Genomic DNA, 11,243 nt, shown 5'->3' with positions numbered 1-11,243 from the left:
CCTCCAAGGAGAGGCGCAGTCCGGGCCGCCGCGCCGTTCGGCCCTCGCCGACCTCACGGACGACTGGCTGACCGGGCTCTTCACGGCCGCGGGCGCGCCGAAGGGGACGTCCCTGGTCGCGGTGGGGGGCTACGGCCGTGGCGAGCTCTCGCCGCGCAGCGATCTCGATCTGCTGCTCCTGCACGACGGCAGCGCGGACGCCGGCGAGGTGGCGTCCCTCGCGGACCGCATCTGGTACCCCGTCTGGGACCTCGGGCTCGCGCTCGATCACTCCGTGCGTACGCCGGTGGAGGCCCGCAAGACCGCGGGCGATGACCTGAAGGTGCAGCTGGGGCTGCTCGACGCGCGGCACATCGCGGGTGACCTGGGTCTGACGGCCGGCCTTCGCACGGCCGTGCTCGCCGACTGGCGCAACCTCGCGCCCAAGCGGCTGCCGGACCTGCGCGAGCTGTGCGAGGAACGGGCCGAGCGGCAGGGGGAGTTGAGCTATCTCCTGGAGCCGGACCTGAAGGAGGCCAGGGGTGGCCTGCGTGACGCGACCGCGCTGCGGGCCGTCGCCGCGTCGTGGCTGGCGGACGCGCCTCGGGAAGGTCTCGCCGACGCGCGGCGGCGGCTGCTCGACGTGCGGGACGCGCTGCATCTGACCACGGGGCGGGCCACGGACCGGCTCGCCCTGCAGGAGCAGGACCAAGTCGCCGCGGAACTGGGCCTGTTGGACGCCGACACCTTGCTCCGACAGGTGTACGAGGCCGCGCGCACCGTTTCGTACGCCAGTGATGTGACGTGGCGCGAGGTGGGGCGCGTGCTGCGGTCCCGGTCCGTGCGGCCGCGGCTGCGGGCCATGCTCGGGGGCGGCAAGGGGGCGGCGGCCGCCGAGCGGTCACCGCTCGCCGAGGGGGTCGTCGAGCAGGACGGGGAGGTCGTCCTCGCGCGGGCCGCCCGGCCCGAGCGTGACCCGGTGCTTCCGCTGCGGGCGGCGGCGGCCGCGGCGCAGGCCGGGCTGCCCTTGTCGCTGCACGCGGTGCGCAGGATGGCCGCCACGGTGCGGCCGCTGCCGACGCCGTGGCCCGCGGAGGCGCGGGAGCAGCTGGTGACGCTCCTCGGTGCGGGGCGGCCGACCGTCGAGGTGTGGGAGGCGCTGGAGGCCGAGGGGCTGATCACGCGGCTGCTTCCGGACTGGGAGCGGGTGCGGTGCAGGCCGCAGCGGAACGCCGTGCACACGTGGACCGTCGACCGGCATCTGGTGGAGACCGCCGTGCGGGCCGCCGATCTGACGCGGCGGGTGGGGCGGCCCGACCTGCTGCTTGTCGCGGGCCTGCTGCACGACATCGGCAAGGGGTGGCCGGGGGACCACTCGGTGGCCGGGGAGATCATCGCCCGGGATGTCGCCGCCCGCATCGGGTTCGACCGGGCGGACGTGGCGGTGCTCGCGACGCTGGTGCGGCATCACCTGCTCCTTGTCGAGACGGCCACGCGGCGGGACCTCGACGATCCGGCGACTGTGCGTTCGGTGGCCGAGGCGGTCGGCTCGACGGGGACTCTGGAGCTGCTGCACGCGCTGACCGAGGCGGACGCGCTGGCCACGGGGCCCGCGGCCTGGTCGGCGTGGCGGGGGTCGCTCGTCACCGACCTGGTGAAGCGGGTCGCCGGGGTCCTCTCGGGGGACGAGCCCGCGGGGGCGCCGGCCGAGGACGCGGCGCCCACGGCCGAGCAGGAGCGGCTCGCGGTGGAGGCGTTCCGTACGGGTGGGCCCGTGCTGTCGCTGCGGGCGCAGACCGAGGGAGAGTCGGCCGAGCCGGGGGGTGATCCGGAGCCGCTGGGGGTGGAGCTCGTCATCGCGGTGCCGGAGCAGGCCGGGGTGCTGCCCGCCGTCGCGGGAGTGCTCGCCATGCACCGGCTCGCGGTGCGGACCGCGGAGTTCCGCGCGGTGGGTCTGCCGACCGGGGGCGAGGACTCCGTGCTCCTGCTGAACTGGCGGGTCGCGGCGGAGTACGGGTCCCTGCCGCAGGCGGCACGGCTGCGGGCGGACCTCGTGCGGGCGCTCGACGGCTCCCTGGACATCGCGGGCCGCCTCGCCGAGCGGGACGCGGCGTATCCGCGGCGGCGCGGCACGGTGGCTCCGCCGCCCCGGGTGACGGTGGCGTCGGCCGGGTCGCGGCTCGCCACGGTCATCGAGGTACGGGCCCAGGACGCGCCGGGCCTGCTGCACCGGATCGGGCGGGCGCTGGAGTCCGCCGGGGTGGTGGTGCGCAGTGCGCATGTGTCGACGCTGGGGGCGAACGCGGTGGACGCGTTCTACGTCACCGGCGGCGAGGGGGAGCGGACGCGGGCGCCGCTGACGGGGGAGAGGGCAGCTGGGGTGGCCCGAGCGGTGGAGGAGGCGCTACGAGGCTAGGGCCGGCGGGGCCGCCTCTTCGCCCCCCGATGCGGGGTGATCGGGCGGGTGGCGGGAAAGGCCTGTTCGGCAACCAGCGTCCCGGCACGGGCATGAACGTACCCTCGGGGCGCCCGGAATAGGGGCAAAAGCGTAGAGCCGCAACCGCGCCGCAGGCCCCCGCGCCCAGCAGATACCCTGGAGGGCGACCTGTCCCCTTCGACCCGAGGATTCGCGACCGCCGTGTTCGATACTCTCTCCGACCGCCTCGCAGCGACATTCAAGAACCTCCGGGGCAAGGGCCGCCTGTCCGAGGCGGACATCGACGCCACGGCCCGCGAGATCCGCATCGCCCTGCTCGAGGCGGATGTCGCGCTGCCCGTCGTCCGTGCCTTCATCAAGCAGGTCAAGGAGCGTGCCGCCGGAGCCGAGGTCTCCCAGGCGCTCAACCCCGCCCAGCAGGTCATCAAGATCGTCAATGAGGAGCTCATTGGCATCCTGGGTGGCGAGACGCGACGCCTGCGGTTCGCCAAGAACCCGCCCACGGTGATCATGCTCGCGGGTCTGCAGGGTGCCGGTAAGACCACCCTCGCCGGAAAGCTCGGCCTCTGGCTGAAGAGCCAGGGCCACTCCCCGCTGCTCGTCGCCTGTGACCTGCAGCGGCCCAACGCCGTGAACCAGCTCTCCGTCGTCGCCGAGCGCGCCGGGGTCGGCGTCTACGCGCCCCAGCCGGGCAACGGCGTGGGCGACCCGGTCCAGGTCGCCAAGGACTCCGTCGAGTTCGCCAGGTCCAAGCAGTACGACGTGGTCATCGTCGACACCGCGGGACGCCTCGGCATCGACCAGGAGCTGATGGAGCAGGCCGCGGACATCCGCGACGCCGTCAGCCCCGACGAGGTCCTCTTCGTCGTCGACGCGATGATCGGCCAGGACGCCGTCAACACGGCGGAGGCCTTCCGTGACGGCGTCGGCTTCGACGGCGTCGTGCTCTCGAAGCTCGACGGTGACGCCCGTGGTGGTGCCGCCCTTTCGATCGCGCAGGTCACCGGGCGCCAGATCATGTTCGCCTCGAACGGCGAGAAGCTGGACGACTTCGACGCGTTCCACCCGGACCGCATGGCGTCCCGCATCCTCGGCATGGGCGACATGCTCACGCTCATCGAGAAGGCCGAGCAGACCTTCTCGCAGCAAGAGGCCGAGAAGATGGCCTCCAAGCTGGCGAGCAGCAAGGGCAAGGACTTCACGCTCGACGACTTCCTGGCCCAGATGGAGCAGGTCCGGAAGATGGGCAGCATCAGCAAGCTGCTCGGCATGATGCCCGGCATGGGGCAGATCAAGGACCAGATCAACAATCTGGACGAGCGGGACGTCGACCGGACCGCCGCGATCATCAAGTCCATGACGCCCGCCGAGCGGCAGGACGCGACGATCATCAACGGCTCGCGCCGTGCCCGTATCGCCAAGGGTTCCGGCGTCGAGGTCAGCGCGGTCAAGAACCTGGTCGAGCGGTTCTTCGAGGCCCGCAAAATGATGTCGCGGATGGCCCAGGGCGGCGGCATGCCGGGTATGCCCGGGATGCCGGGCATGGGTGGCGGCCCCGGCAAGCAGAAGAAGAAGCAGAAGCAGGCCAAGGGCAAGCAGCGCTCCGGCAACCCGATGAAGCGCAAGCAGCAGGAGCTGGAGGACGCGGCCCGGCGCGAGCAGGCGGCGCAGGAAGGCGGCGCCTTCGGTCTCCCCGCGGGGCAGCAGGGCAAGGACTTCGAGCTTCCCGACGAGTTCAAGAAGTTCATGGGCTGACGCCTCGTATGTCGTACGCCGCCTGAGGCGCCCCGCTTCGGAGAGGGGCGCCTCAGGCGTTTTCGGAGCGAGTGCCCAGCAGGTGTTTGTGTCGTAACGTCCGGATATGAGCAACCCTGTGCCGCCGCGCCGGGCGCCCGACAAGCCCTGGCGCTCCGAGGGCGCGCCCCCGCCCGAGCCCAAGCCGCCGCCCAAGAAGAAGATGCCGGGCGGCTGGGGCGGGCTCATCCTCACCGCGCTCATCGTCTATCTCATCGCCAACCTCGTCCTCTCCTTCTTCAACGAGGGCGACGAGCCGACGATCTCGTACACGGAATTCAGCAAGCAGGTCGACTCCGGGAACGTCACGAAGATCTACGCCAAGGGCGACGCGATCCAGGGGCAGCTCAAGAAGGAGCAGGAGAAGCCGGGTGACGAGAAGGGGAAGTACACCAAGTTCACCACCCAGCGGCCCGCCTTCGCCGACGACAAGCTCTGGGACGAGCTGACCGAGCACGACGTCACCGTCACCGCCGAGCCCGTCGTCCAGGAGCGCAGCTTCCTCGCGAACCTGCTCATCTCGCTCGCCCCGATGCTGCTGCTCGTCGTCCTGTGGATCTTCATCGCGCGGCGCATGCGCTCCGGGATGGGCGGCGCGGGCGGCATGCTCGGGCGCAAGGCGCCGCCGAAGCCGGTGGAGCTCGAACCCGGCGAGCAGCGCACCACCTTCGAGGACGTGGCGGGCATCGACGAGGTCGAGGGCGAGCTCAGCGATGTCGTCGACTTCCTGAAGAACCCCGAGGCCTATCGCTCCATGGGCGCGAAGATGCCGCGCGGCGTGCTGCTCTCGGGTCTTCCGGGCACCGGCAAGACGCTCCTCGCGCGGGCCGTGGCCGGTGAGGCGGGGGTGCCCTTCTTCTCGGCGTCCGCCTCGGAGTTCATCGAGATGATCGTGGGCGTCGGCGCCTCGCGGGTACGCGAACTCTTCGCCGAGGCCAGGAAGGTCGCGCCGTCCATCATCTTCATCGACGAGATCGACACCATCGGGCGGGCGCGCGGCGGCGGCAGCGGCATGGGCGGTCACGACGAGCGCGAGCAGACGCTGAACCAGATCCTCACCGAGATGGATGGTTTCTCGGGCTCCGAGGGCGTGATCGTCCTCGCGGCCACCAACCGTGCCGACATCCTCGACCCCGCCCTGACCCGGCCGGGCCGCTTCGACCGGGTCGTCACAGTCAGCCCGCCCGACCGCGGCGGCCGCGAGGCCATCCTCAAGATCCACACGCGTGAGATCCCGCTCGCGGACGACGCCGACCTGGCCCAAGTCGCCCGTACGACACCGGGGATGACCGGCGCGGAACTCGCCAACCTCGCCAACGAAGCGGCGCTACTCGCCGTCAAGCGCAAGCAGAAGCAGGTCACCCAGTCCGACCTCTCCGAGGCCCTGGAGAAGGTGCAGCTCGGCGCCGAGCGGCCGCTGGTCATGCCCGACGAGGAGCGGCGGCGCACGGCGTACCACGAGAGCGGCCACGCGCTCCTGGGCATGCTGCAGCCGGGCGCCGACCCGGTACGGAAGATCACGATCGTGCCCCGGGGACGCGCCCTCGGCGTCACCCTGTCGACCCCGGACGCCGACAAGTACGCGTACACGGAGGAGTATCTGCGCGGCCGTATCGTGGGCGCGCTGGGCGGCATGGCGGCCGAGTACGTCGTCTTCGGTGTCATCACGACGGGCGCCGAGAGCGACCTCGAGCAGGTCACCAACATCGCCCGCGGCATGGTCGCCCGCTGGGGCATGAGCGAGCGCGTGGGGCGTCTTTCGGCCCTGCCGAACGACAGCCAGCAGCCCTACGGGCTCGCGGCGGCCCCGGGCACCCTCGACGTGATCGACCACGAGATGCGCCGCATCGTCGACGAGTGCTACGAGAGCGCGTGCCGCCAACTCCGGGACCACCGCGACCAGCTGGACGCCCTTGCCGAGGCGCTGCTCGCGAACGAGACCCTGGAGGAGGCGGCCGCCTACCGGGTCGCCGGCATCACACGGCTCACCAAGGACGCCGACTAGGCGGCCGGTTCGGTGGCGAAGCGGGACCCGAGCTCTCCCCGGAGATGCCCCGGGGGGAGCTTCCTGCCGTACAGGACCAGCAGCAGGTCCTGCGCGGCGCCGGTCAGCGGTGTGCCGCTGCCGTAGCTCCAGTCGAGGTCGTCGGCGCGCAGTTGGACCCCGCCGACGTCCGCCCCGAAGAACTTGGTGCTCTTGGGCGTGACCTTCTTAAGAAGGATGCGTACGCGGTCCAGGGGAACCCTGCGGTCGAGCCCCAGGGCGACCGAGATGTCGAGGCCGTGGACCACGTCGTGCCCCAGCGCCCCCTCGATCCCGGCGGTGGGCGGCTGCCAGGGGTGCTCCGCGTTGTCCCGGAGGAACGCGGCGAGCTCCCTGGGGGAGAAGGCGGTGGCGTCCTTGCGGGCGCAGCGGTCGGTCATCTGGTGCAGGCTGCCGCGCGCCTTGACGAGCTCGGCCAGGGCCCTGGGGAGCGAGTACCGGAAGCCCAGCGACATGTGCGCCGCGACCTCCCGCACCCGCCACCCCGCGCACAGGGTCGGCGCGTCCCACTGCGGTGACGGCAGGCCGTCGAGCAGGTCGGCGAGGTCTCGGCGTTCGTCGGCGATGGCGGTTCTGATGTCCACGCCTCCAGGGTCGCCAGCGCTCTGCCATAAGTCCAAGAGCTGGATCTTCTCGTGGCTAGCATGCTCAGTTATGGAACTCCGGCAGCTGCAGTACTTCGTGACCGTGGTCGAGGAGGCCAACTTCACCCGCGCCGCGGCCCGTCTGCATCTGGCTCAGCCGGGGGTGAGCGCCCAGATCCGGCAACTGGAACGGGAGCTCGGGCAGCCCCTCCTGGACCGCTCGGGACGGTCGGTGACCCTCACGGAGGTGGGGGCGGCCGTCCTGCCCTACGCGCGGGCCGCGCTCGCCGCCGCCGATGGGATGCGGCACACCGCGGACGCGTTCACCGGACTGCTGCGCGGCCAGGTCACCCTCGGCCTCGTGTCCGGCGCGGCCACCCACGAGTTCGACGTGGTCTCCGTGCTCGCCGACTTCCACGACGCCCACCCGGATGTCGAGATCGCCCTCACCGAGGACACATCGGACCGGATGCTCGCCGCGCTGCGCCGCGGGGAACTCGACATCGCCCTGCTGGGCCTCGCGGACGAGGAGCCGCCGCCGGGCGTCTCCCTCCGGCTCGTGATCGACGAACCCCTGGTCGCCGTCGTGCTCCCGGGCGACCCGCTGCTCACCCCCGCGGGCCGTACGACCGTTCCGCTGGCGGAGCTCCGGGACCGACCGCTGATCAGCCTGCCGCGGGGGACCGGTCTGCGCGGGGTGCTCGACCGCGCCTGCGCACAGGCCGGCGTGCGGCCCCGCATCGCCTTCGAGGCGGCGGCGCCGCAGGTGCTCGTCCAACTCGTCGTCCGCGGCCTCGGGGTGGCCGTGCTTCCGGCGCTCGAACCCCGTACGGCGGCCGCGTACGGGCTGCGCACCCTGGAGATCACGGATCCGCGGCCGCGTGGCCGGATCGCGCTGGCCTGGCGCACGGACGGGCCTGCGGGCCCTGCGGCCAGGGCCCTCCTGGAGCGGCTCCAGGACGCTCTGGGCTAGGGCGTACGCGCGATCAGGTACCGGAACACGTTGGGCATCCACACCGTCCCGTCCCGCCGCTGATGCGGATGCAGCGCCTCCGTCACCTCCTTCTCGACCTGCGCCTGATCCGTCGCGCCCACCGCCGCGTCGAACAGGCCCGTCGAAAGGAGGCCCCGGACCGCGCTCTCGGTGTCCGCGTACCCGAAGGGGCACGCGACCCGGCCCGACCCGTCCGGCTTGAGCCCGGCCCGCTGGGCCACCTCCTCCAGGTCGTCCCGGAGCGCGGGGCGCCAACTCCCCGTACTACGAAGAGGGTCGGCGAGCTTGGTCGCCACCTTCAGTACCGAAGAGGTCGTGCAGCGCTCCGGCGGACCCCAGCCGGCGAGCACCACGGGCGTGCCGCGCCCGGCGAGCGGTGCGGCGGCCTCCAGCAGGGCGGAGAGGCCCTCGGAATCGCCCGCCATGCAGCCGATCGGCTGGAACGCGGTCATCAGGTTGTACGCGGGCACGTCCGGCCCCGCCACGTCGGCGGGGCCACCCTCGACGAGACGGGTGTCGCCGCGCGGGCGTGTGCCCAAGGCCGCGTCGGGCAGCAGGCGTTCGCGCGCGAGGGCGAGCCGCTCGGGCGCGGACGGGTCGACACCGGTGACGGCCGCGCCGCGTGAGGCGGCCATCAGGAGGGCGAGTCCGGAGCCGCAGCCGAGGCCGAGAAGCCGGGTCGCGCCGCCCACTTCGAGTCGTTCGTACACCGCTTCATAGAGCGGAACCAGCATCCGTTCCTGGATCTCCGCCCAGTCACGCGCGCGTGCGCGCCGGTCCACGCGGGGGGTCGTGCCCGCGCGGGGACGGCGCGGCTGCGCGAGTGTAGGTGTCATCGAAAGCGCCCCAATCCGCCGAGAGTTACTGGAGTGTCGTATTCCAACGGTTCGTCCGCCCCCGTGCAGTGCGCTCGCACTCCCCCCGTATGCCAGAGAACTCCGCATCCGTCGTGGCGTCCAGGGGTTGTGTGGCAATGCTTGCGTGCCACCGTTGTGCGCCCCCTGGAGCCGTAAATTCCGCACCCTGCGGGAGCCTCCGCCGTACCATGCGCGCCATGGCCAAAGCACCCGTTCTCACGCCCCGGGCGGAAGACTTTCCGCGCTGGTACCAGGATCTGATCAACAAGGCCGAGCTGGCCGACAACGGGCCGGTGCGCGGCACCATGGTGATCCGACCGTACGGCTACGGCCTGTGGGAGCGGATGCAGCAGGACATGGACGCCCGCATCAAGGAGACGGGCACCCAGAACGCGTACTTCCCGCTCTTCATCCCCCAGTCGTATCTGACCCGGGAGGCCGAGCACGTCGAAGGCTTCGCCCCCGAACTGGCCGTCGTCACGCACGGCGGCGGCAAGGAGCTGGAGGAGCCGGTCGTCGTCCGCCCCACCTCCGAGACGATCGTCAACGAGTACTTCTCCAAGTGGGTGCAGAGCTACCGCGACCTGCCGCTGTTGATCAACCAGTGGGCGAACGTGGTCCGTTGGGAGCTGCGGCCCCGCCTCTTCCTGCGCACGTCGGAGTTCCTCTGGCAGGAGGGCCACACCGCCCACGCGACACGGGAGGAAGCACGCGACTTCGCCGCCCGCATCCACGAGCACGTCTACGGGGACTTCATGCGCGAGGTCCTGGCGATGGACTTCGTCCTGGGCCGCAAGACCGCCCAGGAGCGCTTCGCGGGCGCCATCAACACGCTCACCCTCGAAGGCATGATGGGCGACGGGAAGGCCCTCCAGCTCGGCACGAGCCATGAGCTCGGCCAGAACTTCGCCAAGGCCTTCCACACCCAGTACCTGTCCAAGGAAGGCAAGCAGGAGCTCGTCTGGCAGACCTCCTGGGGCAGTACGACACGGATGGTCGGCGCCCTGGTGATGATGCACGGCGACGACAACGGCCTGCGCGTGCCGCCCCGCCTCGCGCCCGTCCAGGTCGTCGTCCTCGCCATCAAGGGCGACGAGGCGGTGCTCGCGAAGGTCCGCGAGATCGGCGACCGCCTCAAGGCGGCGGGCGTACGCGTCCAGGTCGACGACCGCACGGACACGCCCTTCGGGCGCCGTGCCGTCGACTGGGAGCTCAAGGGGGTGCCGGTCCGCGTCGAGGTCGGCCCGCGCGACCTGGAGAACGGCACGGCGATGGTGGCCCGGCGCATCCCGGGCGGCAAGGCGCCGGTCGCGATCGACTCCCTGGCCGCGCTGCTGCCCACCGTCCTCGAAGAGGACCAGAAGCTGCTCCTGGCACAGGCCCGCGAGCGCCGCGCGTCCCGCACCTCGGACGTCACCACCGTCGACCAGGCAGTGGAGGCCGCTGCCGCCGGCGGCTGGGCCCGCATCCCGTGGGCCGCGCTGGGGCCGCAGGGCGAGGCAGCGCTCGCCGAGCACTCCGTCTCCGTACGGTGTCTGGTCGCGGAGGACGGGTCGGTGCCGGACGCCGATGACGCGCCCGGTAACGTCGCTGTCGTGGCCCGCGCCTACTGAGTGCGCGATTCCGGCCCGCACGCCTCTTCAGGCGACACGGGCCCCACGGGAGCCGGTAGGACGTACGCGCTACTACGTACCGGCTTGGTGTGAGCTGCGAGGCTTCTCCGCAGATCAGCGCACCCGCCCTCGTCCGGACGCATCAATGGCAACTGACGGGTACGTGCAAATTATTTGGGATGCCCCGGAATGGAACCCCTGGGCACCCCGGCTCGTTGTTCACGACGTGAGCACGACACCACCTGTTCTCGCCGCAGAGCTGGCACAGGCGTGGGCCGACATTCAGCGGCACCACCCCGAGCTGCCAGACCTTGCCGCGCCCGAATCCCTGATCGGAGAATCGTCGTCCGCCTGCGGCGCCGAGCTCTCCTTCGAGCGACTGCTCCATGAGGCAGTCCATGGCATCGCCGCCTCACGCGGCGTACGCGACACCTCACGCGCGGGCCGCTATCACAACCGCAGATTCCTCGCGATCGCCGAGGAGCTGGGCCTCGACCACCCCGAGGAGCCGCACCCGAGCAGCGGCTTCTCACTGGTCACGCTCAACCCCGAGGCGCGCAAGCGCTACCGCCCGACGATCGAGCGCCTGCAGCGTGCCCTCAAGGCGCACACCGCGGCGACGGCCGCCGACACGGCGCGCAGCTTCCGGGGCCCGGCCGCCCGGCACGGCTCCTCCGGAGGCGGAGTCCGCGTCAAGGCGGTCTGCGACTGCGGGCGCAACGTACGCGTGGTCCCGTCGGTGCTCGCCCAGGCGCCCATCGTCTGCGGCGGCTGCGGCAAGCCCTTCCGCATCCCGGAAGTGGTCGGCGCCGCCGCCGGCTGACGCGGCTGAGCTGGACCGGGGCGGGGGCCCCAGGGGGGGGCGCGCGGGGGGGGGTTGCTCACAAGCTAGGTTCTGTCGGCCCCCGCCAAATGAACCCCACCCCACCCGCGGTCCGCGC

At 71.9% G+C, this 11,243-nt stretch carries 8 protein-coding genes; 6 read left to right on the top strand and 2 right to left on the bottom strand.

The features are described from left to right. The 3 genes from ACFWY6_RS36030 to ftsH form a co-directional block, all read left to right on the top strand. Positions 1 to 2,395: [protein-PII] uridylyltransferase (locus tag ACFWY6_RS36030; protein ID WP_384699699.1), on the top strand; the 2,395-nt coding region annotated here is incomplete at its 5' end. Positions 2,396 to 2,617: 222 nt separating this feature from the next. Further along, a complete protein-coding gene (gene ffh / locus ACFWY6_RS36025; RefSeq protein WP_384699697.1) occupies positions 2,618 to 4,171 on the top strand; it encodes a signal recognition particle protein in 1,554 nt (517 codons plus the stop codon). 106 nt (positions 4,172 to 4,277) lie between these two features. Then, positions 4,278 to 6,215 (top strand): ATP-dependent zinc metalloprotease FtsH, encoded by a 1,938-nt coding sequence (gene ftsH, locus ACFWY6_RS36020; RefSeq protein WP_384699695.1) that lies wholly within the window; start codon positions 4,278 to 4,280, stop codon positions 6,213 to 6,215. Here the strand turns inward: ftsH and ACFWY6_RS36015 are convergent. Then, entirely contained in the window at positions 6,212 to 6,838 is a 627-nt protein-coding gene (locus tag ACFWY6_RS36015) for a maleylpyruvate isomerase family mycothiol-dependent enzyme (protein WP_384699693.1), read from the bottom strand. The two genes, ftsH and ACFWY6_RS36015, sit on opposite strands and share 4 nt — an antisense overlap. A 70-nt stretch (positions 6,839 to 6,908) precedes the next feature. Here ACFWY6_RS36015 and ACFWY6_RS36010 point away from each other — a divergent pair, with 70 nt between their 5' ends. Continuing rightward, positions 6,909 to 7,811: a LysR family transcriptional regulator gene (locus tag ACFWY6_RS36010; protein ID WP_384699691.1), complete on the top strand. Its 903-nt coding sequence runs from the start codon at positions 6,909 to 6,911 to the stop codon at positions 7,809 to 7,811. Here ACFWY6_RS36010 and ACFWY6_RS36005 read toward each other — a convergent pair. Beyond that, positions 7,808 to 8,668: an SAM-dependent methyltransferase gene (locus tag ACFWY6_RS36005; RefSeq protein ID WP_384699689.1), complete on the bottom strand. Its 861-nt coding sequence runs from the start codon at positions 8,666 to 8,668 to the stop codon at positions 7,808 to 7,810. The genes ACFWY6_RS36010 and ACFWY6_RS36005 overlap by 4 nt on opposite strands. Positions 8,669 to 8,886: 218 nt before the next feature. Here ACFWY6_RS36005 and proS point away from each other — a divergent pair, with 218 nt between their 5' ends. Together proS and ACFWY6_RS35995 are read left to right on the top strand one after the other, a co-directional pair. Then, complete coding sequence (gene proS, locus ACFWY6_RS36000) at positions 8,887 to 10,302, top strand: proline--tRNA ligase (RefSeq protein ID WP_384699687.1); 1,416 nt, start codon at positions 8,887 to 8,889, stop codon at positions 10,300 to 10,302. Positions 10,303 to 10,528: 226 nt separating this feature from the next. Then, a complete protein-coding gene (locus ACFWY6_RS35995; protein ID WP_351165389.1) occupies positions 10,529 to 11,125 on the top strand; it encodes a hypothetical protein in 597 nt (198 codons plus the stop codon). Positions 11,126 to 11,243: the final 118 nt, after the last annotated feature.

The sequence above is a fragment of the Streptomyces sp. NPDC059037 genome, from assembly GCF_042740015.1.
Taxonomy (GTDB): Bacteria; Actinomycetota; Actinomycetes; order Streptomycetales; family Streptomycetaceae; genus Streptomyces.
Note: the sequence above shows the minus strand (reverse complement) of the source record. Positions and strands in the feature narration are given on the sequence as shown.

What these genes read in the sequence shown, in the direction of transcription:
- proS (WP_384699687.1), top strand. Translation starts at nt 8,887, where the DNA reads ATGGCCAAAGCACCCGTTCTCACGCCCCGGGCGGAAGACTTTCCGCGC.
- ftsH (WP_384699695.1), top strand. Translation starts at nt 4,278, where the DNA reads ATGAGCAACCCTGTGCCGCCGCGCCGGGCGCCCGACAAGCCCTGGCGC.
- ACFWY6_RS36005 (WP_384699689.1), bottom strand. Translation starts at nt 8,668, where the DNA reads ATGACACCTACACTCGCGCAGCCGCGCCGTCCCCGCGCGGGCACGACC.
- ACFWY6_RS36010 (WP_384699691.1), top strand. Translation starts at nt 6,909, where the DNA reads ATGGAACTCCGGCAGCTGCAGTACTTCGTGACCGTGGTCGAGGAGGCC.